The organism is Actinokineospora bangkokensis, from assembly GCF_001940455.1.
GTDB classification, from domain to species: Bacteria; Actinomycetota; Actinomycetes; order Mycobacteriales; family Pseudonocardiaceae; genus Actinokineospora; species Actinokineospora bangkokensis.
Window position 1 is genome coordinate 68,651 of record NZ_MKQR01000005.1, and the last position, 23,577, is coordinate 92,227.

Genomic DNA, 23,577 nt, shown 5'->3' on the forward strand with positions numbered 1-23,577 from the left:
GCTCACGCTTGACTGGGTCGTACACCGAGAGCAGTGCTCTCGAATCCGAGGAGGACGCCATGACCACCCAGGACCACAGCACCCGCTACCTGCCCCCCGGCCGCGTCATGCGCGCCCTGCGCTTCAACGGCCTGGTCTCCTTCCTGGTCAAGCGCGGCGTCGACGTCTGGGGCTCCCGAGTCCTCACCGTCCGCGGTCGCAAGTCCGGCGAACCCCGCTCCACCCCCGTCAACCTCCTCGACCACGACGGCGCCCTCTACCTGCTCTCCCCCCGAGGCCACACCCAGTGGGTCCGCAACCTGCGCGCTTCGGGCACCGGTGAGCTGACCCTGGGCAAGCGGACCCGCACCTTCACCGCCGTCGAAGTCCCGGACGCCACCAAGGCACCCCTGCTGCGCGCCTACCTCAAGCGCTGGGCCTTCGAGACCGGCGCCTTCTTCGACGGCCTCACCGCCAAGTCCCCCGACGCCGACCTGCTGGCAGCCGCCCCCAAGCACCCCGCCTTCCGCATCACCTACACCGACTGATCAGCGCTTGGCGGTGGCCCGGAGGGCTTCGGCGACGGGGGCGGCGACCAGGGTGGTCTGCCAGGTCCGGGCGCCGCCCGCGCGCAGGGCCGCGGTGACGCCCTCGACCGAGGGGTCTTCGGGCGGGGTCCAGCAGGTGCGGCGGAGGAGGTCGGGTTGGAGGAGGTTCTCGACCGGGAGGCGGTGCTCCTCGGCGAGCTTGGTGAGGGAGGCGCGGGCGGCGGCGAGGCGGGCGGCGGCCTCGGGGTCCTTGTCGGCCCAGCGGTTGGCCGGTGGGGGGCCGTCGGTGGGCGGGGAGGGGTCGGGGAGGTCGGACTTGGGGAGGGCGGCGGCGGCGCGCAGGGCGCGCAGCCAGGTGCCCGCGAGCCTGCGCTGGGCGCGGCCCTTGAAGACCGGGAGTTGCAGGAGGGCCTGCTCGTCCTGGGGGTTGACCGAGGCGGCCTGGATGATGGCGCTGTCGGGGAGGACCCGGCCGGGGGCGATGTCGCGGTCGCGGGCGAGGGTGTCGCGGGCTTCCCAGAGGGAGCGGATGGCGGCCAGGCCGCGGGGGGTGCGGACGCTGTGGATGCCGGAGGTGCGGCGCCACGGCTCCTTGCGCGGGGGTGCGGGCGGGGCGGTGCGCAGGGCCTCGAACTCCTCCAGGGCCCACTCCAGCTTGCCCTGCTCGCGCAGCTCGGCCTCCAGGGCGTCGCGCAGCTGCACCAGCAGCTCGACGTCGAGGGCGGCGTAGTTCAGCCAGTCGACCGGTAGCGGGCGGCGGGACCAGTCGGCGGCGCCGTGGCCCTTCTCCAGGTGGTAGCCCAGCAGCAGTTCGACGAGGGTGCCCAGGGCGACGCGCTCGAAGCCCGCGAGGCGGCCCGCCAGCTCGGTGTCGAACAGGGTGGTGGGGCGCAGGCCGAGGTCGGCCAGGCACGGTAGGTCCTGGGAGGCCGCGTGCAGCACCCACTCGCCGGTGCCCAGCGCCTCGACGAGGGGGTCGACCTGGTCGTCCACGGCGACCGGGTCGATGAGGAAGGTGCCTGCGCCCTCGCGGCGCACCTGGACCAGGTACGCGCGCTGGGAGTAGCGGTAGCCGGACGCGCGCTCGGTGTCGACGGCGATGGGGCCGGACCCGGCGGCGATGAGCCGCGCCGCGCGCTCCAGGGCGGCGGCGTCGGCCACGACGTCGGGGGTGCCCTCCGCAGGCTCGGTGAGCAGCACCGGAGCAGGCGGTTCGGACCCGGTCGGTCCCGAGGCGGGGGTAGTCACGGCCGATCACCCTACGGCACCGCCCGGTGCCCGGCGGGGAGATCGGTGGAGGTTGGCGCGCCGCCGCAGCAGCGGTTGTGTGGCGGGGCCATGCCCAGCCCCGCCACACAACCGCTGTTGTCTAGCGGATGACGCCTGCCCGCATGGCCAGGGCCACCATCTGCGCCCGGTCGCCGGTGCCCAACTTGCGGCCGATCCGCGACAGGTGCGACTTCACCGTCAGCGCCGAGAGGTTCAGCGCCTCGCCGATCTCCTTGTTGGACTGGCCGTCGGCGACCAGCTGGAGCACCTCGACCTCGCGCGCCGACAGCTCGCGCGGGGTGTTGTCGGTGCCGGGGACCCTGGTCCCGGTGGCGAGCACCGGGGCGACGCTCGGGTCGGCGTAGACGCCGCCCTCGAGCACCCGGCGGACGCCGTCGGTGACCACCACGGGCGAGGCGGACTTCAGCAGGTACGCCTGGGCGCCTGCCTGGAACGCCGACCGCACCGCGTACGGGTCGTCGGACGAGGCCAGCACGACGATGCGCGGCCAGCCGTGGCTGCGCAGCTCCGTGACCAGCTCGATCCCGCTGCCGTCCGGCAGGCCCAGGTCGAGGATCGCCAGGTCGCACGGCCCGGTGGCCTGCGCTCGCGCCCTCGCCTCGGCCACCGTGGCGGCCTCGTGCACTGTGCCCGCGCCCATCTGGGTCAAGCGAGCGGCTATCGCCTCCCTCAACAGCGGGTGGTCGTCGACCACCAGCACTGAGAACAGCTCTTCCCGCGGGTGCGGGACCATGTTCGCCGGCAAAGAGCCGGCGGGCGTGGTTCGGACGGCCTGACCTAAGCCGACGGCAGCCACGTCACTACCTCCCTGGAGTCGGTCGTTGCCCCCCGACCGGCACTGGGACTTTCGACCGAACAGCCGCGCCGCCGTTGGACCGAAAGTGGTGTCGACGAAGGCAGCCTAGCCGCCCAAGCGGGTTAGCGGGACGATCAATCGGGTAAGTATCCGAATGGGTCGTGACTGAGGGCCGTCTGGGTCACACGATCGGGTGAGTATCTGACCGGTGACGTAACGGGATCGACCCGGCACTCGATGAAATGGGGTCACCGGTAGTGCACACCCGTGCCGAGGACCGTGAGCGCGCTCACTCCCTGCTGTCCCGCCACCCGCTGATCGACGGTCACAACGACCTCCCGTGGGCGCTGCGGGCGCTGTTCGGGCCCGATCCGGCCACCGCCGCCGCGGGCCGGGACCTGCTCGTCGAACAGCCCGATCTGCACACTGACCTGGTGAAACTGCGTCGCGGATCGGTCGGCGGGCAGTTCTGGTCGGTCTACGTCCCGTGCTCGCTCACCGGTCACAGCGCCGTCACGGCGGTGCTGGAGCAGGTCGAGCTGGTGCACGAGCTGATCGCCCGCCACCCTGAGCACCTGGCCCTGGCCACCACCGCTGAGCAGGCCGAACAGGCCTTCGCCTCGGGTCGGATCGCCTCGCTGCTCGGCGCCGAGGGCGGGCACTGCATCAACTCCTCGCTGGGCGCCCTGCGCGCACTGCACCGCCTGGGGGTGCGCTACCTGACCCTCACGCACAACGACAACACCCCCTGGGCCGACTCCGCCACCGACGAACCGCAGGTCGGGGGCCTGTCGGGGTTCGGCAAGGAGGTCGTGGCGGAGATGAACCGGCTGGGCATGCTGGTCGACCTGTCGCACGTCGCCGCGACCACGATGCACGCGGCCCTGGACGTGACGTCCGCGCCGGTGGTGTTCAGCCACTCGTCCTGCCGGGCGATCACCGACCACCCCCGCAACGTGCCCGATGACGTGCTGGAACGGTTGCCCGGCAACGGCGGTGTGCTCATGGTCACGTTCGTCCCCCGCTTCGTCTCCTCGGCGATCGCGGAGTGGGACGACGAGCTCGCCGACGCCATGGCGCAAGCGGGTGAGAAGCACACCGACCTGGCCGCGCGCGAGCGCTTCCTGGCCACCTGGAGCGGTCGCGACAGGCAGCCGAAGGCGACGTCCGCCGAGGTCATCGCGCACCTGGAGCACGCGCGCGAGGTGGTGGGCGTCGACCACATCGGCATCGGCGGGGACTACGACGGCTGCCCCGAACTGCCGCAGGGGTTGCGGGACGTCGGCTGCTACCCGGACCTGTTCGCCCTCCTGCTGGGGCGCGGGTGGAGCGAGGACGACCTCGCGAAAGTTGCAGGGCGTAACGTCCTACGTGTGCTCCACTCGGCCGAAGAGGTGGCCGCTCCCCACTCCTAACTGGCAAAAGTTAATAACCTGCCGTCATCACTAATGCACAGGCTCCCCCCTCTGGTGGCGTGGGCCGAACGGAGCAATCGGGGGTCCTCCGGGTCTCCCGCGGCGGGACCGGTTCAGGTGAAAATCCTTCGCAACTGTGAACCGGGTCAGTGCTGGGGCTGTACCCCTGTGTGGGGTTATCCACGGGGGTACAGTCCGGCCGCGAAGGGGGTGGGGCGGCGTGCCGAAGATCAACGTGTACCTGCCGGACGACCTGGCCGAGGGGGTGCGCGCGGCGGGCCTGCCGGTCTCGGCCATCTGCCAGCGCGCGCTGGAGGCGTCCGTCCGCCGCGTGGCCGCCATCCGGCGGACGGCGCTGTCGGCCCACGAGGACCCGACGGCGGGCCTGAACCAGTTCACCGACCGGGCCCGCACCGCGATCCGCACGGCGGCCGGTCGCTCCCGGGCCGCGGGCGGGCAGCTCGGCACGGCGGACCTGCTGCACGGCGTCCTCGACGAGGGCGCCAACCTCGGCGTCCGCGTCCTGCGCGCCCTGGGGCTGGACCCCGCCGCGCTCGCGGCGGCCCTGCCGCAGCGCCCGCAGGACCCGGTGGGCGCGGCGTCGTTCACCGCCACCGCCTCGGCCGCGTTGGAGCTGGCGGTGACCGAGGCCCTCGCGCTCGGGCACGACTTCGTGGGCTGCGAGCACCTGGTCCTGGGCCTGCTCGCCGAGCCGGACGGCAGCGCGGGCGCCCTGCTGCGCGACCGGGGCGCCGACCTGCGCCCGGCCCGGCAGGCCGTGGTCGCCGCGCTCGTGGGCCTCACCCGCGCCGCGCCGGACCCGCTGCACCCGGTGCTCGCCCGCTTGGACCGGCTGGAACGCCACACCGGGCTCGCCCCGTGAGCCGCCTGCTGCTCCTGGCCACCGGCGACACCCTGGCCCACGTCCGCCACGGTTCCCCGCCGCGCGTCGCCACCGGCGCCGAGCTGCTGGCCCGCACCGGCCACCGGGGCGTGGTCCGGGTCGAGGACCTGGCCGCCGAACCCGCCTGGGACACCTCCCCGGGCACCCAGCTCGCCATCGCCCGCCGGGTCCGCTCCGCCCTGCTCGACGACGGGTTCGACGGCGTGGTCGTGACGCACGGGCTCGACACGGTGGAGGAGACGGCCTTCCTCACCGACGCGGTGCTGGGCCAGGCCGCCGACTTCGGCTCCGTGGTCTTCACCGGTGCCCTGCGCTGCCTCGACGACCCCGCCAGCGACGGCCTGCTCAACCTCGCCGCCGCGCTCACCGCCGCGGCCGACCCCGTGGCGCCGGGCCTCGGCGCGCTCGTCTGCGCCGACGGGGAGCTGCACGCCGCGCGGTGGGTCGCGCTGCTCGACACCGTGCGGGGGCCCGCGCTGACGTCCTACCCCTTCCGGCGGGTGGGGCACCTGGAGCGCGGGCGCGTGGTGCTGACGGACAAGGTGCCGCCCCGGCCGCCCGCGGTGGCGGAGCTGCCGGAGACGGACGTCGCGCTGGTCAAGACGTACCCGGGGATGCCGACGTCGCTGCTGAACGCGGTCGTCGACGCCGGGGCGCGCGGCGTGGTGCTGGAGGGGACCGGCGCGGCGAACGTGCCCGTGGAGCTGCTGGTGCCCATCCGGGAGCTGACCTCGTGGGACATCCCCGTCGTGCTGGCGTCGCGGGCCTTCGCGCCCGGACCGGTGGGGGTGGCCGCCGAGGCCGCCGAGGACGCCGAGGACGCCGAGGACATCGAGAACGCCGAGCGGGGGCTGTTCGGCGACCGGGTGGACCCGGGGTCGATGGCGGTGGACGTGTCCGGGCTGGCCGCGCGGGTGGGGGCCATCGGTGCCCGGGGGCTGCGCGCCGGGCAGGCCCGGGTGGCGTTGATGGCCGCCTTGGGCGGCGGGGGAGGGGTGGCCGCGGCGCGGCGGTACTTCGCCGCGCTGTGAACCGCGCCGGTCAGCCGCCCTTGCGGTGGCTGAACAGCGACACCCCGACCGGGGGCAACCCCACGACGCTGCCCATCAGCTCGCAGAACGCCTCGCCGTGCGGCGCCAGGGCCGCGCTCAGCGGTGTCCAGGACGCCCGCAGCTCCAGGTCGTCGGTGCGGGCGGGCCCGGCGATGTCACCGAAGCGGGCGGAGGAGGTGTCGGTCACCGTCCCGCCCAGCGCCGTGAACTCGGCCCCGGTGGCGGCCAGCGCGTCGGTCAGCCACGACCAGCCCACCGAGGGCAGCAGCGGGTCGTCGGCCAGCTCGGTGTCCAGCTCGGCCCGCACGTAGGCCACCACCCGCAGGTCGCCCTGCCAGACCTCCTGGCCCTCCGGGTCGTGCAGCAGGATCAGCCTGCCGGTGGCGTGCACGTCCGCCGGGCCGGAGACCTCGGCGGTGAGGGCGAAGGCGAACGGGGCGAGCCGCTGCGGCGGCCGGACCTCCGCCAGCGCCAGCTCCGCCCGCGGCCGCACCGACCGCAGCGCCGCGACGGCCTGGAGGAACAGCTCAGGCGCGGTCGACGTCCCAGTCACGACTAGTCACTGTAGGACCACCCGAGCTGGTGAGCGGGGAGGGCGCGCCGAGGGCAGGGGACACGATTCGGCCACTGTCAGTGGGTTCCGGGTGGGGGTGGGCCGGGTCGCCCCGGTGCGGGGCGGCCCAGGTGAACGGCCACATCGGCCTGCCCTGTCCGGTGGGCCCGGGGCGCAGCGTGGAAGAATCGGCGGGGCCATGACTGAGCTGACTCACCCGGCGCCCCCCGCCGCCCGCCGGGATCTCGCTGACGCACCCTTCCTGGTCGCCGCGCGGGGCGGGGTGCCGAGCCGGGTCCCCGTGTGGTTCATGCGCCAGGCCGGGCGCTCGCTGCCGGAGTACCGCGCGCTGCGCGCGGGCACCCCCATGCTGAAGGCCTGCTTCGACCCGGAGATGGTCCGCGAGATCACCCTGCAGCCGGTGCGCAGGCACGGCGTCGACGCGGCGATCCTGTTCAGCGACATCGTGGTGCCGCTGGTGGCCGCCGGGGTCGACCTCGACATCGTCGCCGGGACCGGCCCGGTCGTGGCCGAGCCGGTGCGCACCGCCGCCGACGTCGCCGCCCTGCCCGCGCTGTCGGCCGAGCAGGTCGAGCCCGTCGCCGAGGCGGTGCGCCTGCTCGTGGCCGCGCTGGGCGAGACCCCGCTGATCGGGTTCGCGGGCGCCCCCTTCACCCTGGCCTCCTACCTGGTCGAGGGCGGGCCCAGCCGCAACCACGAGCGCACCAAGGCGCTCATGTACGGCGACCCGACCACCTGGCACGCGCTGCTCGACCGGCTCGCGGACGTCGCGCTGGAGTTCCTGCGCGCCCAGGTCGCGGCCGGGGTCGACGCCGTGCAGCTGTTCGACTCCTGGGCCGGGGCGCTGTCCCCGCGCGACTACCGCGAGTTCGTCCTGCCGCACTCGGCCAAGGTGCTGGGCGGGCTGGCCGGGGCGGGCGTGCCGCGCACCCACTTCGGCGTCGGCACCGGCGCGCTGCTCGGCGCCATGCGCGAGGCGGGCGCGGACGTGGTGGGCGTCGACTGGCGCACTCCGCTGGACGAGGCCGTGCGCCGGATCGAGGCCGAGACCGACCGCGGCGGGGTCGTGGTGCAGGGCAACCTGGACCCGGCGACGCTGTTCGCGGGCGACGACGTGGTGCGCCGGGAGGCCACCCGCATCGTCGACGAGGGCCGCGCCGCCGCCGGGCACGTGTTCAACCTGGGCCACGGCGTGCTGCCCGAGACCGACCCGGACGTGCTCACCCGGCTCGTCGAGCACCTGCACTCGCTGACCCCCGGGCGCTGACCGCCGTGGGCGCCACCCCGGCGCGCGTCGCCGTCGTCGGCGCGGGCATCTCCGGGCTCGTCGCCGCGCACCGGCTGCGCGCCCTGCTCGGCCCGGGCGCCGCGATCACCGTCGTGGAGCAGTCCGACCGGGTGGGCGGCAAGCTGCGCACCGCGGAGCTGGCGGGCACCCGGGTCGACGTGGGCGCCGAGGCGTACCTGGCCCGCAGGCCCGAGGTCGGGGCGCTGCTGGCCGAGCTGGGGCTCGCCGACGAGGTGCGCCACCCCTCCGCCGCCCGCTCGACCGTGCGCGCGGACGGGGTCACCCGGCTCATCCCCGGCGGCACCGTGATGGGGCTGCCGACCAGCGCCGACGCGGTGGCCGAGGTGCTCAGCGAGGACGGCGCCCGGCGGGTGGCCGCCGAGCCGGACCTGCCGCCGGTGGCCTGGGACGGTGACGCCGTGCTCGGCCCGCTGCTGCGCGAGCGGTTCGGCGCCGAGCTGCCCGACCGGCTGGTGGACCCGCTGCTCGGCGGGGTCTACGCGGGCGGGGTCGACAGCCTGGGCCTGCGCGCCACCCTGCCCGCGGTGGCCAAGGCCCTCGACGACGGCGCCCCCTCGCTGACCGCGGCCGCGGCCGCCCACGCGCCCAAGCCCACCGGTCAACCGGTGTTCGGCGCGCTCGCCTCCGGCTACGGCGCGCTGGTCGACGCCCTGGTGCGGTCCGCCGCGGCGCGCCTGCGGCTGAGCGTGCCCGTGCGCGAGCTGGCCCGCACCGCCGAGGGCTGGCGGCTCACCCTCGGGTCCGCCGCCGCCGCGCACGCCCCCGACGACCCGGTGCTGGACGTGGACGCCGTCGTGCTGGCCGTGCCCGCGCCCGCCGCCCGCAAGCTGCTGGCGGACGTCGTCCCCGTGGCCGCCGCGGCCTACGGCCGGGTGGAAGTCGCGTCGATGGCCGTGGTGGCCCTCGCCCTGCCCGCGGGCACCGAGCTGCCGGGCACCTCCGGGGTCCTGCTGGCCAGGGGGGAGCGCAAGCTCGACGGGTCGCCGTTCGCGGCCAAGGCGTTCACCTTCTCCGCGAGCAAGTGGCCGCACCTGCGGACCCCCGACGACCTCGTGGTGATCCGCGGGTCGGTGGGCCGCTTCGGCGAGCCCGGCGCGCTGCGCGCCGACGACGACGAGCTGGTCCGGCTGGTCCGCGCCGACCTGGTGGAGCTGACCGGGGTCACCGCGCCCCCCGTCGAGGCGGTGGTGACCCGCTGGGGCGGGGGCCTGCCGCAGTACGGGGCCGGGCACGGCGACCTGGTCGACGCCGTGGAGCGCGCCGTGGCCGCCGAACCGGGCCTGGCCGTGGCCGGGGCGACCCTGCACGGCGTCGGCGTGCCCGCCTGCGTGGCCACCGGCGAGGCCGCCGCCCGGCGTGTCGCGGAACACCTGCGCCGCTGACCACCCGGGGGCGCCCCGGCCCGCCGGGGTGGGACGATGGGGGCATGGCGCGCCTGAACTACGCGGAGCTCAACGACACCATCCGCTACACCATGTGGTCGGTCTTCAAGGTCAACCAGGGCACGCTGCCCGAGGACCGGGGGACCGCCGCCGCCGAGACCGCCGAGTACCTCGACGCCCTGGAGGGCAAGGGGGTCGTGGTGCGCGGGGTGTACGACGTGGCCGGGCTGCGCGCCGACGCCGACTACATGATCTGGTGGCACGCCGAGGCCGTCGAGCAGGTGCAGGCCGCCTACACCGGGTTCCGCCGCACCGCGCTGGGCCGGGCGTCGACCCCGGTGTGGAGCCAGGTCGCGCTGCACCGGCCCGCGGAGTTCAACCGCAGCCACGTCCCGGCCTTCCTCGCGGGGGAGGAGGCGCGCAAGTACATCTGCGTGTACCCGTTCGTGCGCTCCTACGAGTGGTACCTGCTGCCCGACGACGAGCGCCGCAAGATGCTCGCCGACCACGGCAAGGAGGCCAGGGACTACCCGGACGTGCGGGCCAACACCGTCGCCTCGTTCGCCCTGGGCGACTACGAGTGGATCCTGGCGTTCGAGGCCGACGAGCTGCACCGCATCGTCGACCTGATGCGCCACCTGCGCGGCACCGAGGCCCGGCTGCACGTGCGCGAGGAGATCCCGTTCTACACCGGCACCCGGGTGCCGCCCGCCGAGCTGGTGGCGAACCTGCCGTGACCGGCGGGCGGGCGCTCCCGGGCCCGTTCCGGGTCACCGAGGCCGCGGTGGCGTGCGTGTCCGCCGCGACCGGGGCCGCCGCCCGCCTGCTGGAGGCCCGCGGCCTCCCGGCGGGCCCGGTGTCGGTGGACGCCCGCCACGCCGAGGAGTCCTTCCGCAGCGAGCGGCACCTGCTGGTGGACGGCCGCTCGCCGGGGGAGGTCTGGGCGCCGCTGTCCGGTGACTACCGCACCGCCGACGGCTGGGTGCGCCTGCACTGCAACTACCCGCACCACGCCGACGCCGTCCGCCGGGCCGTGGGTGGCCAGGAGCGCGCGGACGTCGTCGAGCGGGTGCTGCGCCTGCGCGCGGACGACGTGGAGGCCGCCGTGCTGGCCGAGGGCGGTGCCGCCGCCGCGCTGCGCCCCCCGGAGCGGTGGCGCGCCCACCCGCAGGGCCGGGCCGTCGCGGCGGAACCGCTGGTGGCGGTGGAGAAGGTCGGGGACGCGCCCGCCCGGCCGCTGCCCCGGGCCGACCGCCCGCTGGCGGGGGTCCGGGTGCTGGACCTGACGCACGTGATCGCGGGCCCGGTCTGCGGGCGGGTGCTGTCCGCGCACGGGGCCGACGTGCTGCACGTGGGCGCCGCGCACCTGCCCGTGGTGGCGCCGCTGGTGGTGGACACCGGGTTCGGCAAGCGCTCGACCTTCCTGGACCTGCGCGCGGAGGAGGAGCGGGCGACCCTGCGCGCGCTGCTGGCGGAGGGGGACGTGCTCGTGCAGTCCTACCGCCCCGGGTCGTTGGCGGCCAAGGGTTTCGGTGAGCGCGACCTGCCGCCGGGCAGCGTGCTGGTGAGCTTGGACGCCTACGGGCACACCGGGCCGTGGCGCGACCGGCGCGGCTTCGACAGCCTGGTGCAGATGGCGTCCGGGATCGCTGCGGAGTCCGGTGTGGACACACCGCGACCGTTGCCCGCGCAGGCGCTCGACCACGGCACCGGGTGGTTGGCCGCGCTGGGTGTGATGCGCGCGTTGGCGTGGCGGGCCGCCGAGGGGGGCACGTGGCACGTCAAGGTGTCGCTCGCCCGCACCGCGTGGTGGCTGAGCGACCTGGGGCGCACGGACGCCGTGGCGCGGGAGTCGTCCGCGGCGCCGTACCTGTCCGAGATGGACAGTGACTTCGGGCGCGTCACGCACGTGCGGCCACCCGGCCGGTTGCCCGGGTCGCCGCCGCGCTGGGAGTCCGGGCCGCGCAAGCCGGGGGCGGACGCGCCGAACTGGCTGTGACCGGCGAGCGGCCGGGAGCACCTGCCCCCGGCCGCCGCGTCTCAGCCGATCACTTCAGGGTGTAGAGGCGGAGCACCGTGAGGGTCGTCGACGGCCCGCGCGGGTCCTGCGCGGAAGCGCGCAGCGACACCGACCGCGCGTGCGCGGGGTGCTTCAGCCGGACAGCGCCGTCGCGCACCGGTGCCTGCGCCCAGGTCGCGCCCTCGTCGTAGGACACCTCCACCGACACCCGCCGCGGTGCGATGCGCTCGCCGGTCTCGGTCTCCAGCGACAGCGGCACCGCGAACGCCCCGCGCCGCGCGGCACCGGCGTCGTCCACCGCCGGGGTGAACCGGATCGACGACACCCGCACGTCCTGCTCCCCGGGGGCCGACTCGAACGTCCAGCTCGACTCGACGTGGGTGGACAGGCCGTACGCCGGGTCGCGGTCGCCGGTGGTGGTCACGGTGAAGGTGCCCGACCGGTCGCCCACCTCCGCGCGGCTGTAGCCCACCTCCGGCACCACGGCCACCTGCTCATCGCCGAAGCGCACGCGCGTGGTGCCGGTGTAGCCGCCGCGCCCGGCGTTGCCCGCGCTGTCGCTGCCCATGGCGGCCACGGTCGACAGCTCGTCGCCCCGGCGCAGGAACCCGAGGCCGATGCGCGCCGAACCGCGCACGCTGGGGCTGAACACCGGCACGTTCGCCCGGCGCTCGATGGTCCCGCCCGCGGCGACCGCCAGCGGCGGGCTGGTGAAGTCGTCCGCCCGAGGACCCTCGTAGCCGGTGTGCACGGTCCACTGGACGCCGCCCTCGGTGGTGACGTGGCTGACCACGCGCGCCGAAGTGGGCTGGAAGGCGGCGGAGACGATCGAGGCCGGGCCGTCGGGCACGGCCGCCACCAGCGCGTGGCGCAGGGTGGCGCCCTGCGGGACCGCGGCGACGGTGGTGTTGATCGTGCCCAGCCCCGCGGCGGCCTGCCGCTTGTCGAAGCCGACCGGGAAGGCGCCGGGCATCGGGTAGAACAGGCTGTAGGAGCCGCTGGTGGGGCTGGTGTAGGACGCTTCGACGCTGGAGTTCACCTTGCCCGCCGGGGTGGTCCCCGCCACGACGGCTGTGCGCGTCTTCCCGAACCCGGTCAGCAGGAACGCGGAGGCGAATCCGCCGGGGCCGTAGCTCGCCGTCGTCGACGCGTAGCTGATGACGGCCAGGTTGAGCGTCGCGTCAGCGACGTCGAGGGTGGCGCTCACCGGCTTGGCGGTGCGGGCATCGATGGTCAGCTCGCTGTCGCCGTTCACCGCGTAGGTGGGCGCGGGCACCCATTCCGCGCTGTCGTCCTCGTGCTCGAAGAAGTGGTCGATGGCGTACTCGCCCTTGGGCAGGCGCATCGAGACCCTCCCATCGGCATCCGGCGCCGCGTAGGCGAAGCCCGGGCCGGACAGCGAGTTCACCGACACCGACGCGTCGGTGGTGGGCTCGCCGTCGGTGCCGATCAGGGTCTCGGTGAGGGTGTAGCTCTCCACCTCGCGCTCGACGCCGATCGCGGTCCGGGCGGTCTGCCCGCCGCCGGTGGCGATGAGCGCGCCGCTGAACACCCCGTCGACCGAGCCGCGCGCGGTGTCGGCGGTCAGCTCGACCTCCGCCGTGCCGCCCGCGGGGACGGTGACGGTGCTCGGGGCGACGGTGATCATGCCCGGCGCTGCTGGGGCGCCGTCCGGCCCGGCGACCTCCACCGCCAGGTCGAGGGTGATCGGCTCGGTGCCCGCGTTGCGGTAGGCGACCTGCTTCGTCAGCACCGGGTCGTCGTCGTGCGGCCACACCGCCATGCCCATGCTGACGGTCGCGGGCTCGGTGGTGGTGGTCTGCGCCATGGCGTGCGGCACGTCGACGCGGCCCGCGCCCTGCTCCACCGCGGACAGGCCGGGGGTGGGTTTGGCCGAGGCAATCAGCGCTGCCTTGAGCTGGGCGCCGGTCCAGTCCGGGTGCTCCTGCTTGAGCAGCGCCGCACTGCCCGCGACGTGCGGGGTGGCCATCGAGGTGCCGGACAGGGCGACGTAGCCGTCCTCGGCGGGCTCGCCGATCTGGCCCTGGGCGGCCTTGGCCGCCACGATGTCCTCGCCGGGGGCGGTGATGTCCGGCTTGACCGCCCCGTCGCCCGCGCGCGGGCCGCGGCTGGAGAACTCCGACAGGGAGTCGTCGCGGCCGACCGACCCCACGGTGAGCGCGGCGTCGGCGCTGCCGGGGGAGCCGATGGTGCGCGGCGCGCCGCTGTTGCCCGCGGCGATGACGAACAGCGCGCCCGTCTCGGCCGAGAGCCGGTTGACCGCCTCCTCCAGCGGGTCGACCTCGGGGGTGTCGAACCCGCCCAGGCTCAGGTTGATGATGTCGGCGCCCTGCTGGACCGCCCACTCCATGCCCGCGACGATCCAGGAGTCCTGCCCGGACCCGTTGTCGTCGAGCACCTTGCCGTCGAGCAGCTTCGCGCCGTGGGCGATGCCCCGGTACTTCGCGCTGGTGCCCGCGATGGTTGAGGCGACGTGCGTGCCGTGGCCCACCCGGTCCACCGCGTCGGCCGACGCGGTGAAGTTCTGCTCCCCGACCTGCTGGCCCGCCAGGTCCGGGTGCGTCTCGTCGACACCGGTGTCCAGCACGGCGACGGTGACGCCCGCGCCGGTGAGCCCCGCCTGCCAGGCCTCGGGGGCGCCGATCTGCGCGGCGCTGCGGTCCAGGCTCATCCGGCGCTTGCCGTCGAGCCAGAGCTTGCCGCCGGTCGCCAGCGCGCGCCACGAGCCCGCCAGCGCGGACTTGTCGGCGCTGAGCGCGCGGGCGCCCGCCGCGGGCAGGTCGCGGGTGGTGCGCACCCCCGCGACCTGGGCGCGGGCGGCCGGTCCGGTGGCGATGAGCGGCAGGTCCCCCCTGCTGTCGTCGTAGCCCTGGTCGAGCAGGCCGGTGACGTCGAACAGCCGCTCGTCGAGCGCGCCCGAGGCCAGCAGCGGCTGGGCGTCGATCGGGACGACGTGGACGTGGCCCGCGCGGGTGTAGACCCGCGTTCCGATGTCCTCGCGGCCCGGCGCGGGGTGCACCGCGGGGCGCCCGCGGCCGTCGAGCGCGACCCGGTCCCCGGTCACGAGGGTGACGGTGCGGCCGGGTTCGGCGGGTGCCGCCGCGGCGGTGGTCGTTGCCGCCGCCGCGGGCAGCCCTGCGAGGGCGAGCGCAGCCGCGGTGGCGGCCGCTGTGATCGTGCGTGGACGCACGCGAACTCCTCCGGTCGTGGTGTGTGGTGTGCAGGAGGAGGCCGGATCACCGGATGAAAATCGTTCCCCCCGACGTCGCGTCCCCCGTGATCATCAAACTATGCACTGAGTGAATAGTCGGCAATAGGCCGATCGGGGCAACGTGGGACGGGGGTCGTTCGCCTGATCGGTGCACAGCGGCCGGACGCGCCGAGCCGGGCGGATTACCGTGCGGAGGACGAGCACGTCCCCGGGAGGTCGCCACGATGGTCACCCGCCGCGGTCCCTGGCCGGTCGGCGCGCCCTGCTGGGTCACCCTGGGCACCGACGTCGACCGGGCCGCCGCCTTCTACGCCGCCGTGCTCGGCTGGCGGGTCGAGCCGACCGGCGTCGGCGGCCACGCCACCGCGCACCTCGGCGCGCACCGGGTCGCCGGGCTGTGGCCCCGCCAGGACCCCGACGCGCCCGCCGGGTGGTGCACCCACCTGTCCGCGGTGGACGCCAAGCTCGACGCCGCCCGGGTCGAGCACGCGGGCGGCACCCTGCTCGTGCCGCCCACCACCGTCTGGGACCTCGGCTCCACCGCGCTCGCCGCCGACCCCACCGGCGCCGTCTTCGCGCTGTGGCAGTCCGGCGCCCACACCGGTTTCGAGGTGGCGGGCGAACCCGGCGCGGTGGTGTGGAGCGAGCACCGCACGCCCGACCCGGTGTGCGCCAAGGGCTTCTACACCGAGGCGTTCGGCTTCACCTACCAGGACGACGGCAGCGGCGACGACCTGGTCTCACTCGACGTCGGCGAACCGCCGGTGGCGGCCATCGGCCCCGGCGAGGGCGGCTGGACCACCACCTTCGGCGTGGCCGACCTGCGGGGTGCGCTGGCCGAGGTGGTCCGGCGCGGCGGTCAGGTCCGCGCCGCGGGCGAGGTCGTCGACGACCAGGGCGCGGTGTTCCGGCTGCGCGAGGTGCCGCCCGGCCCCTGACGACCTACCGGCGGCGCCACCAACGCCTGCGCGCGGGCCTGCGCGCCTCGACCCACGCGGCGAAGGCGGCGGCGTCCTCGCGGGCGCGCGAGCCCTCGCGGCGGGGGTTGCCGCGGGCGTACTCGGCGAACAGCGCGGGGAAGTCGTCCCCGCAGCGCTCCGCCGTCTCCGGGTCGATCATCGCCACGACCCGGCCCCGCTTGGCCACCAACGCCCCCGCCTCCACGCGCAGCGCTGCCGCGTCGAACCCTTCGGGCACCGGGCCGTCGGCCAGCACGGCGCGCAGGAACTCCGACTGCTGGGCGGCCAACCGCTCGCGGGGCGTGCTCACGCCTCGACCACCGCGCGGATCGCCGCCAGCTCCGCCGCCAGGTCCGCGTCCGAGGGGTAGCGGTCGTCGCGCTCCAGCAGCACCCCCGGCGGCGACACCCGCGCGCACAGCTCGCCCAGCAGGTCCAGCACCTCCGGCGGGACGGGGTGGGCGTGCGTGTCGTGGTAGACGCCCTCGCGCACCACCCCGCCCGCGACGTGCACGTACGCCACGCGCTCCAGGGGCAGGCCGTCGAGCAGCGCACCCGGGTCCTCGCCGAGGTTGCGGGCGTTGGCCCACATGTTCGCCACGTCGATCAGCAGCAGGCAGCCGGTGCGCTCGGTCAGCTCGGTGAGGAACTGCGCCTCGGTCAGCTCCGCGCCCGGCCAGCGCACCAGGGCCGCGATGTTCTCCAGCGCCAGCGGGGTGTCCAAGCAGGACTGCGCGTCCTTCACGTTGTCCACCAGCACGTCCAGCGCCTCGCGGGTGCGCGGCACCGGCATCAGGTGCCCGGAGTCCAGCCCGCCCGCGCGCACGAAGCACACGTGGTCGCTCACCAGCGGCGCGTCCAGCAACCGCGCCACCGCCGCCAGGTGCTCCACCCGGTCGCGGTCCACCGGGTCGGCGCCGCCCAGCGACAGGGAGACGGCATGGGGGAGCACCGGGACCCCGCGCTCGCGCAGGACCTCCAGGGACCTCGGCAGGTGGTCGCGGTGCAGGTTCTCCGCGACGACCTCCACGAAGTCCACCCCGGGCAACCGCTCCACGGTCAGGTCGATCTCCGACCGCCAGCCGATGCCCACCCCGAGGTGCTCTCCCATGCCGCCCATTGTGCCCCCGCGCGGGGAACGGCCGCTCAGCCGCCGCACCCGCCGCCCCCGCCGCCGCAGCTGCTCCCTCCACCGCTGCCGCACCCGGAGGACGCCGACGAACAGGACGACGCCGAGGAGCAGGACGAGGTGTAGTACGGCGACCACGACGTCGTCCCCGACCCGGCACCCGCCCCCGCCCCGGCCGCCGCGGCGATCCGCTCCAGCTCCAGCGCGGAGCTGACCTCGGCGTCCGGGTAGGCCACCAGGCCCGCGAACACCACCGGTCCGGCCACCCCGCCGAACCGAGCCGCGCCCGCCCCCCAGCCCGCCGCGGCCCAGGCGGACCTGGCCTCGGCGACGACCCTGTTCCCCGCGTGGGTCACCACCGGACGGCGGCGCGTGGCGAGCACGACGCCGACGACCAGGGTCACCACCAGGAGCAGCAGCAGCCAGCCCACGGGCTTGCCGCCGACCGCCCCCGCCACCACCCGCACCACGCCGACCACGAACAGCACCGCGAACGGCAGCGCCGCCCCCGGCCCGTTCCACCACCGCCGGTCGACGAGCAACCCCTTGCGCGCCAGGTCCGCGGCCACGCGCCGCACCGCGGGACCCCGGCTCACCACGTCGACCACCGCGGAGACGGTGCGGTGCCGGAACTTGCGGACGTCGGCCACCAGCTCCGCCTCCACCGCGCCCGCGGCGTGGGTGCCCTCGACCCACTGGACCTTGCCCGACCGGCTCGGCCGCACCACCCCGGCACCCAGCGCCCGCGCCAGCGCCGTCTCCGCCACCCGCCGCGGCCCCCCGACCAGGTAGGCCAGCTCGTCCTGCGTGAGCAGGGCGTGCGGGTGCGCACCCGCCTGGCTGCGGTAGGTGCCCGACCGCGCCACCAGCCGCAGCGCGACCCAGCACAGCACCGCCGCGGCCAGGCCGACCGCGTACAGGCGCAGGAAGTCAGGTCCGGTGATCCCCCACGTGTCTCCCATGGTGCTCCCCCGTTCCGGGCACCGGTGCCGCCGCTCGCGGACCCGGATCCCCTTGCCCCTCACCGGAACCCCTCCGCTGAGGAGACCCATGCTCAGCCCGCTGTGAGCCGGGGCACAAGCGGGCTTGAGCTAGATTTAAGGCCCCTGGGGGGAAGAATTAGGCTAGCCCGCCTCGCCTTGGCTGATCGGGGGCGATCCGCAGGTCAAGCGGGTTTTCCGGGCCCGGACGCGCGGAGGCCGCGCGGACCCGGGGTCCACGCGGCCTCCTGCTGGTCATCGCCTGACTACTGGGCGCCCTCCGGCACCAGCCGCAGGCTGACCGAGTTGATGCAGTACCTCTGGTCCGTCGGAGTGGGGTAGCCCTCACCCTCGAAGACGTGCCCGAGGTGGCTGTGGCAGCTCGCGCACAGCACCTCCGTGCGGACCATGCCGTACGAGCGGTCCTCGCGCAGCACCACGCTCTCCCCGGCCAGCGGCGAGAAGAACGACGGCCACCCGCAGTGCGACTCGAACTTGGCGTCGCTGCGGAACAGCTCGGCGCCGCAGGCCCGGCACTCGTACACGCCCTCGGTCTTGGTGTCGGTGTACTCCCCGGTGAACGCGGGCTCGGTGCCCGCCTGGCGGAGCACGGCGAACTCCTTCGGGTCCAGCTGCGCGCGCCACTCCTGCTCCGACTTGACCACCCGCGGGGTGGCGCCGACGACGGGCTTCATACCGGCCACGGTGACCCTCTCCTCCTCAAGCCTCGGTGGTCGCCTACCCGAACAGCACGCCCAGCACGAACAGCAGGGCGTCCCACGCGGCGACCAACACTCCCAACAGGATCAGGGCCACCAGGATTCCCGCGGTGACCCGGTGGTGCCCGCCGAGCCGGTTCGCGCCCTCGGCGAAGTCGCGCACCCCGCCCAGGTAGCCCTCCACGGTGTACCCCGGGCGCACCCGCTCGACGCGGTCGAGGTGCTCGGCGAACGCGCGCGCGTCCGGGTCGTCGGGGTCCAGGCCCACCAGGTCGTCGTGGAACCGACCGGGGTCGCGGTCGTCGCCGGGCGACCGGTCGTCCTGCGGACCGGTGGTGCCTGCCGAGCCTGTCGAGACCATGCCGTCGAGGGTAATACGCCGCAGCGGGGCTGTCGGCCCCCTCAACCCGCCAGCGGCCTGCGCTCCGGCAGACCTTCGGTGTCGGCCTTGAGGTGCGCGAACGCGGTGAAGCCCCACTCGGTGAGCCTGCCGAGCTGGGCGCCGAACTTCCCCCGCCTGCGCACCGGTGAGACCGAAGTCCCGTCGGCGCGCAGCTCCCTGGCGACCGCCGTCACCCGGGTGAGGGGGACGTCGGCCTCGAACAGGACCGCGACGCGGGCACCGGTGGGCGCGGTGTCGATGAGGTCGACGATCCGCTCGAAGCCGATGGAGAACCCGCACGCGGGCACGTCCTTGCCCAGCGAGCGGCCGATCAGCTGGTCGTAGCGGCCGCCGCCCGCGATGGAGCTGCTGGTGGCCGGGTGCGCCACCTCGAAGATCTGCCCGGTGTAGTAGCCCATGCCGCGCACCAGGGTCGGGTCGAACTCCCAGGACACCTCGCGGGTGCCCGCCAGCGCGGCCAGCGCGTCGGCCGTCTGCGCCAGGTCGGCCACCACCTCGTCGGCCAGGCCGGGCACGGTGTCGGCCAGGGTGTCGCCCAGCTTGGCCGGGTCCACCCCGCGCAGGCCGGTGATCGTGGCCTGCAGGCCGTCCACGCGGGCGCCGTCCACGCCCCGCCCGGCCAGCTCCGCGCGCACCCCGTCCCAGCCGACCTTGTCCAGCTTGTCGAGGGTGATGAACAGCCCGGTCCACGCCTCCTCCGGCAGCCCGGCGGCGCCCGCGAGCGCGGCCAGGAACCGGCGGTCGGAGACCCGCACGGTCGTGCCCGCCAGCCCCACGGCGGCCAGCGCCTCGGTGGTGGCCTCGATCAGCTCGACCTCCGCGAGCACCGACTCCTCGCCGATGAGGTCGATGTCGCACTGGTTGAACTGGCGGTAGCGGCCCTTCTGCGGCCGCTCGGCCCGCCACACCGGCCCGAACTGGAACGAGCGGAACGGGGTCGGCAGGCTCGCCTGGTTGTTGCCGTAGAACCGGGTCAGCGGCACCGTGAGGTCGTAGCGCAGGCCCAGGTCGACCAGGTCCTTGAGGTCGGTGCCCGCCGGGACGACCTCGTCGAGGCCGCGGCGCAGCACCCGGTAGATCAGCTTCTCGTTCTCCCCGCCCTGGCCGCCGGACAGCCGCTGGATGTCCTCCAGCGCGGGGGTCTCGATCCGCTGGTAGCCGTACCGGTGGTAGACCGCCGTGATGGTGGCCAGCACGTGGTCGCGCACGGCCACGGTCGCGGGCAGCAGGTCACGGGTGCCCCGGGCGGGGCTGTTGTCCATCTTCACCGGAAGCGGTCCTCAGGTCGGGTCGTCGGGGTGCTCGCGGGGCCGGGCGCGGCCCCCGACCAGGCTACCGAGCGCTGCCAGGGCGTTTCCCGCGCGGCTGTCGGCCCGCCCCCGTACATTGCGGCCATGGCGACTCCAGCGGTCGAGGTCGAGGTGGACGGCCCGCACGGCCCGCGCGCGGTCCGGGTGTCGAGCCCGGACAAGCCGTACTTCCCCGAGCTGGGCATCACCAAGCGGCAGGTCGTGGACTACTTCCTGGCCGTGGGCGATGGCGTCCTTGGCGCCCTGCGCGACCGGCCCACGACCCTGGAGCGCTGGCCGGGCGGGGTGGTCGAGGGCGCGAAGCTGTCCACCCGCCAGGACCACAGCGGCGACGCCTTCTACCAGAAGCGCGTCCCCAAGGGCGCCCCCGACTACGTCGAGACCGCCCGCATCACCTTCCCCAGCGGCAGGCCCGCCGACGAGGTGTGCCCCACCGAGCTGGCGGTGGTGGTGTGGGCGGCCAACCTCGGCACGCTCACCTTCCACCCCTGGCCGGTGCGCCGCGACCACCCCGACCACCCCGACCAGCTGCGCATCGACCTCGACCCGCAGCCGGGCACGGACTTCTCCGACGCGGTGGCGGTCGCGCACGAGGCGCGCGCGCTGCTGGCGGAGCTGGGCATGGCGGGGTTCCCCAAGACCTCCGGCGGCCGCGGCCTGCACCTGTACGTGCCGGTCGAACCGCGCTGGGACTTCGTCGAGGCCCGGCGGGCGGTCATCGCCTTCGGCCGCGAGCTGGAGCGGCGCCTGCCCGACCGGGTGACGACGAGCTGGTGGAAGGAGGAGCGCGGCGCGCGGATCTTCATCGACTACAACCAGATGGCCCGCGACCGCACCATCGCCTCCGCCTACTCGATCCGCCCCACGCCCCGGGCGCTGGTCTCCACCCCGCTCGACTGGGACGAGCTGGACTTCGCCCGCCCGGAGGACTTCACCATCCGCACCGTGCCCGAGCGCTTCGCCCGCGTCGGTGACCTGCACGCCCGGGTCGCCCAGGAGGCGTTCAGCCTGGAGCCGCTGCTGGAGCTGTCCGCCGAGCAGGGCGCGGGCGACCTCCCGTACCCGCCGGAGTACCCGAAGATGGCGGGCGAGCCCAAGCGCGTCCAACCCTCCAAGGCGCGACCGGACTAGATCTTCATCGTCCCCGGCTTGGCCGCACGGCCGGCGATGGGCGTGGTGGGCGGCAGGGGTTCCTCGGGTCGTGCCCGGGTTCCGCGCGGCGTCGACCCTCGGCCTGCTGCCGTGACGGTCAGGGGTGCGGAGGGTCAGCCCAGGTCGCGGAGGGCGCGCTGGGCGGCCTCCAGCTCCGCCTTGAGCTCCGCGACGCGGCGGGTCTGGCGGTCCTTCGCGGCGTCGAGGGCCACGGAGATCGCCTCCCCGACCTCGGCGGGCAGGTGCTTGGCGAGCCTGCCGACCTCGCCCGCGGCCACCGGGGCCCAGCGGACGGTGCGCTTCTTGCCGACCAGCACGTCGACCGACCACTCGCCGTCCGGGGTGGCGTGCAGGGTGACGGTGATCTCCACGGCGTGCTGCTGCTGCTTCTTGGCCGGCGCCGAGCGCCTGCGGCGGGGCTCCGGCTCCCCGCCCTCGATGCCGACGACGACATCCGTGACGTCCTCGACCGGCGGGGCCTGGAACGGGGCCGGTGCGGGCCTGCGCGGGGCCGGTGGCGCGGCGGGCTTCTCGGTGGTCAGCTCGGCCGGGGAGAAGGACATGGCGTCCCGCGAGCCCGCGGGCTTGACCTGGATGAAGTCGCCCTCCGCCGCGTCGTCGAAGGCGATGACCTTGCCCGCCGCGCCCTCGTCCACGCCGACCGCGGCACCGGTGAACCACACCGGCGCGGGCTTGCGCGCCGCCACCGCCTCCCGCAGCGCCGCCACGTCCTCCGCCGACAACCCCTTGCCCATGTCTTCCTCCCACCGACCACGTGATCACCAACAGTCTGCCGCCACCCACCGACAGTTCCCGCCACCGGGCGACACCCGTTGGCGTGGTCCCGTTCGCCCGGTTCGCCCCCGGCGCCTAGCTTCCCGGGGATGAGCGCCCGCTACCTGTGGTGGCGCTCCTGCTACGACGGGGTGCTGCACGCCTTCCCCGTCCTGCCAGGGGCGCGGTTGGTGCACCGGCACTACCGGGCGTCGTGCACCCACGCCGCCCCGCCCGACCTCGCGGGGGCGGAGAACAGCGAGGACTACGCCAGTGCCGACCGGCGCTGCTCCCTGTGTTCGCTCATCATTTCCGGCTCGGTGGTTGTGCCCGCGGACTGAGCGGGCGCAGGCTTGCCCTACCGGACCCCGGGGAGGCTGCCGTGCGCGCGCTGCTCATCGCCCTGCTCGTGCTCGTCGGCACCACCCCGGCGGCCACCGCCGACCCGGATCGCCACCCCGACCGCGGGCCCGTCCTGCGGGCGATGACGTTCAACATCCACACCGGCATCGGCGCCGACGGCGCGCTCGACCTCGACCGGGTCGCGGCCACCATCCGCGCCGCCCGGCCGGACGTGGTGGGCCTGCAGGAGGTCGACGTGCACTGGGCGGCCCGCAGCGGGTTCGCCGACCAGGCCCGCGAGCTGGCCAGGCGCACGGGCCTGCGGGTGTGCTTCGCCCCCATCTACGACCTGCCCGGCGACCCCCGCCGCCAGTACGGGGTCGCGGTGCTGAGCAGGGTGCCGGTGCTCTACGCGGTGAACCACGAGATCACCCGCCTGTCCACCCAGGACCCCACCCTGCCGCCCGCGCCCATGCCCGGCTTCGCCGAGGTCGGCGTGCTGAGCCCGCTCGGGCTCGTGCGGGTGTACTCGACCCACCTGGACTACCGGCCGGACCCCGCCGTCCGGGCCGCGCAGGCGCGCGACACGCAGGCCATCCTGGCGGGCGAGCGCGGGCCGAAGGTGCTGCTCGGGGACCTCAACGCCGAGGCGTCGGCGCCGGAGCTGGCACCGCTGTGGACTGTCCTCACCGCCGCCCCGACCGGGGCGACCTACCCGGCGCAGGCACCCGTCTCGGCGATCGACCACGTGGGGGTGAGCCGGGAGCTGCGGGTGCGCTCGGCCGCGGTGGTGCCGAGCCTGGCGTCCGACCACCGGCCGGTCCTGGTCGAGGTGGCGCGGGGCTGACTCAGACCGAGCCCTCGTCGGCGGGCTCGCGCAGGCGGTACTCGCAGCCGTACTCGACGGCGTAGCTGAGGTCGTAGTGGTGGACGATCTTGGGACCGCCGTGCAGGTGCACGTGGGTGACCGTCTCGCGGGGCTCGTCGAGCAGCTCGGGCAGCGTGTCGACGCGACCGTCGAGGGGGCCGCCGACGTAGCGGACCAGGTACGGGTCCGTCATGGTGGAACCTCCCTCCCGGCAGCTGGCCTCTAGGCAGTGTAGGCGTGCCGGGCGCGGATTCCAGAGGAGCGCGCGCACGGGTTTGGCCATCCACCGATCGGACCAGCGCAGGTGAGGGCGGGGAAATTCCCGGTGGGCTCTGCTGCGCAGAGTGGGGAAGACGCGGGATCTTGTGGGCGTGGCCGGGTGGGTGGTTCTGCGTGGGGCTCTGCTGCGCAGAGCGTGGAAAGAAGCGGGATTTGTCTGGC

General features: G+C 75.1%; 25 protein-coding genes. 12 read left to right on the forward strand and 13 right to left on the reverse strand.

The window, feature by feature from the left end; genetic code table 11:
• Window positions 1–59 precede the first annotated feature (59 nt).
• Window positions 60–527, forward strand: coding sequence for a nitroreductase family deazaflavin-dependent oxidoreductase (locus tag BJP25_RS02880; protein WP_075973198.1), 468 nt, complete (start codon window positions 60–62; stop codon window positions 525–527).
• On the opposite strand, the gene BJP25_RS02885 is transcribed toward BJP25_RS02880, so the two are convergent.
• From BJP25_RS02885 to BJP25_RS35190, 3 genes are all read right to left on the reverse strand, one after another.
• Entirely contained in the window at window positions 528–1,775 is a 1,248-nt protein-coding gene (locus tag BJP25_RS02885; protein ID WP_075973199.1) for an HRDC domain-containing protein, read from the reverse strand.
• A 121-nt stretch (window positions 1,776–1,896) separates the two neighbouring features.
• Window positions 1,897–2,613, reverse strand: coding sequence for a response regulator (locus BJP25_RS02890; protein ID WP_035282988.1), 717 nt, complete (start codon window positions 2,611–2,613; stop codon window positions 1,897–1,899).
• A 248-nt stretch (window positions 2,614–2,861) separates the two neighbouring features.
• On the reverse strand, window positions 2,862–3,038 hold the full coding sequence (locus BJP25_RS35190) for a hypothetical protein (RefSeq protein WP_233157896.1): 177 nt from the start codon (window positions 3,036–3,038) through the stop codon (window positions 2,862–2,864).
• Here BJP25_RS35190 and BJP25_RS02895 point away from each other — a divergent pair.
• The 3 genes from BJP25_RS02895 (at window position 2,970) to BJP25_RS33970 (ending at window position 5,963) form a co-directional block, all read left to right on the forward strand.
• Entirely contained in the window at window positions 2,970–4,028 is a 1,059-nt protein-coding gene (locus BJP25_RS02895; RefSeq protein WP_233157895.1) for a dipeptidase, read from the forward strand. The genes BJP25_RS35190 and BJP25_RS02895 overlap by 69 nt on opposite strands.
• A gap of 220 nt (window positions 4,029–4,248) precedes the next feature.
• Complete coding sequence (locus tag BJP25_RS33965; RefSeq protein ID WP_075973201.1) at window positions 4,249–4,911, forward strand: Clp protease N-terminal domain-containing protein; 663 nt, start codon at window positions 4,249–4,251, stop codon at window positions 4,909–4,911.
• Window positions 4,908–5,963, forward strand: a complete 1,056-nt coding sequence (locus BJP25_RS33970; RefSeq protein WP_075973202.1) for an asparaginase domain-containing protein — start codon at window positions 4,908–4,910, stop codon at window positions 5,961–5,963. The genes BJP25_RS33965 and BJP25_RS33970 overlap by 4 nt, the downstream gene beginning before the upstream one ends.
• A 10-nt stretch (window positions 5,964–5,973) precedes the next feature.
• Here the strand turns inward: BJP25_RS33970 and BJP25_RS02910 are convergent, their stop codons facing one another.
• Window positions 5,974–6,537, reverse strand: a complete 564-nt coding sequence (locus BJP25_RS02910; RefSeq protein WP_075973203.1) for a DUF3000 domain-containing protein — start codon at window positions 6,535–6,537, stop codon at window positions 5,974–5,976.
• Between the two features lie 208 nt (window positions 6,538–6,745).
• On the opposite strand from BJP25_RS02910, the gene hemE reads away from it, so the two are divergent.
• The 4 genes from hemE to BJP25_RS02930 are packed head-to-tail and all read left to right on the forward strand — an operon-like array spanning window position 6,746 to window position 11,248.
• Window positions 6,746–7,825: a uroporphyrinogen decarboxylase gene (hemE, locus tag BJP25_RS02915; RefSeq protein WP_198943332.1), complete on the forward strand. Its 1,080-nt coding sequence runs from the start codon at window positions 6,746–6,748 to the stop codon at window positions 7,823–7,825.
• Window positions 7,826–7,830: 5 nt separating this feature from the next.
• Window positions 7,831–9,249 (forward strand): protoporphyrinogen oxidase, encoded by a 1,419-nt coding sequence (gene hemG, locus BJP25_RS02920; protein ID WP_075973205.1) that lies wholly within the window; start codon window positions 7,831–7,833, stop codon window positions 9,247–9,249.
• Window positions 9,250–9,293: 44 nt separating this feature from the next.
• Window positions 9,294–9,986 (forward strand): hydrogen peroxide-dependent heme synthase, encoded by a 693-nt coding sequence (hemQ, locus tag BJP25_RS02925; protein WP_075973206.1) that lies wholly within the window; start codon window positions 9,294–9,296, stop codon window positions 9,984–9,986.
• A complete protein-coding gene (locus BJP25_RS02930) occupies window positions 9,983–11,248 on the forward strand; it encodes a CoA transferase (protein WP_075973207.1) in 1,266 nt (421 codons plus the stop codon). Before hemQ ends, BJP25_RS02930 begins: the two co-directional genes overlap by 4 nt.
• 49 nt (window positions 11,249–11,297) lie before the next feature.
• On the opposite strand, the gene BJP25_RS02935 is transcribed toward BJP25_RS02930, so the two are convergent.
• Window positions 11,298–14,480 (reverse strand): S8 family serine peptidase, encoded by a 3,183-nt coding sequence (locus BJP25_RS02935; RefSeq protein ID WP_075973208.1) that lies wholly within the window; start codon window positions 14,478–14,480, stop codon window positions 11,298–11,300.
• Window positions 14,481–14,725: 245 nt separating this feature from the next.
• Here BJP25_RS02935 and BJP25_RS02940 point away from each other — a divergent pair, with 245 nt between their 5' ends.
• Complete coding sequence (locus tag BJP25_RS02940; protein WP_075973209.1) at window positions 14,726–15,439, forward strand: VOC family protein; 714 nt, start codon at window positions 14,726–14,728, stop codon at window positions 15,437–15,439.
• Between the two features lie 4 nt (window positions 15,440–15,443).
• Here the strand turns inward: BJP25_RS02940 and BJP25_RS02945 are convergent, their stop codons facing one another.
• From BJP25_RS02945 to hisS, 6 genes are all read right to left on the reverse strand, one after another.
• Window positions 15,444–15,770: a hypothetical protein gene (locus tag BJP25_RS02945; protein WP_075973210.1), complete on the reverse strand. Its 327-nt coding sequence runs from the start codon at window positions 15,768–15,770 to the stop codon at window positions 15,444–15,446.
• Window positions 15,767–16,570, reverse strand: a complete 804-nt coding sequence (locus BJP25_RS02950) for a DUF692 domain-containing protein (protein WP_075973329.1) — start codon at window positions 16,568–16,570, stop codon at window positions 15,767–15,769. The genes BJP25_RS02945 and BJP25_RS02950 overlap by 4 nt, the downstream gene beginning before the upstream one ends.
• 35 nt (window positions 16,571–16,605) lie before the next feature.
• The gene (locus BJP25_RS02955) at window positions 16,606–17,550 is read right to left on the reverse strand and encodes a TIGR04222 domain-containing membrane protein (RefSeq protein ID WP_075973211.1); all 945 of its coding nucleotides are present in this window, start codon (window positions 17,548–17,550) and stop codon (window positions 16,606–16,608) included.
• A 284-nt stretch (window positions 17,551–17,834) separates the two neighbouring features.
• Entirely contained in the window at window positions 17,835–18,263 is a 429-nt protein-coding gene (gene msrB, locus BJP25_RS02960) for a peptide-methionine (R)-S-oxide reductase MsrB (RefSeq protein ID WP_075973212.1), read from the reverse strand.
• 43 nt (window positions 18,264–18,306) lie between these two features.
• Complete coding sequence (locus BJP25_RS02965; protein WP_075973213.1) at window positions 18,307–18,648, reverse strand: hypothetical protein; 342 nt, start codon at window positions 18,646–18,648, stop codon at window positions 18,307–18,309.
• A gap of 41 nt (window positions 18,649–18,689) precedes the next feature.
• Entirely contained in the window at window positions 18,690–19,952 is a 1,263-nt protein-coding gene (hisS, locus tag BJP25_RS02970) for a histidine--tRNA ligase (protein ID WP_075973330.1), read from the reverse strand.
• A gap of 132 nt (window positions 19,953–20,084) precedes the next feature.
• Here hisS and ligD point away from each other — a divergent pair, with 132 nt between their 5' ends.
• Complete coding sequence (gene ligD / locus BJP25_RS02975) at window positions 20,085–21,131, forward strand: non-homologous end-joining DNA ligase (RefSeq protein ID WP_075973214.1); 1,047 nt, start codon at window positions 20,085–20,087, stop codon at window positions 21,129–21,131.
• A gap of 134 nt (window positions 21,132–21,265) precedes the next feature.
• Here ligD and BJP25_RS02980 read toward each other — a convergent pair whose 3' ends face one another.
• A complete protein-coding gene (locus BJP25_RS02980; RefSeq protein WP_075973215.1) occupies window positions 21,266–21,907 on the reverse strand; it encodes a DUF6319 family protein in 642 nt (213 codons plus the stop codon).
• A gap of 129 nt (window positions 21,908–22,036) precedes the next feature.
• On the opposite strand from BJP25_RS02980, the gene BJP25_RS02985 reads away from it, so the two are divergent.
• Both BJP25_RS02985 and BJP25_RS02990 read left to right on the forward strand, forming a co-directional pair.
• On the forward strand, window positions 22,037–22,267 hold the full coding sequence (locus BJP25_RS02985; protein WP_075973216.1) for a hypothetical protein: 231 nt from the start codon (window positions 22,037–22,039) through the stop codon (window positions 22,265–22,267).
• Between the two features lie 41 nt (window positions 22,268–22,308).
• The gene (locus BJP25_RS02990; protein WP_075973217.1) at window positions 22,309–23,115 is read left to right on the forward strand and encodes an endonuclease/exonuclease/phosphatase family protein; all 807 of its coding nucleotides are present in this window, start codon (window positions 22,309–22,311) and stop codon (window positions 23,113–23,115) included.
• 1 nt (window position 23,116) lies between these two features.
• Here BJP25_RS02990 and BJP25_RS02995 read toward each other — a convergent pair whose 3' ends face one another.
• On the reverse strand, window positions 23,117–23,329 hold the full coding sequence (locus BJP25_RS02995; RefSeq protein ID WP_075973218.1) for a hypothetical protein: 213 nt from the start codon (window positions 23,327–23,329) through the stop codon (window positions 23,117–23,119).
• Between the last annotated feature and the right edge of the window lie 248 nt (window positions 23,330–23,577).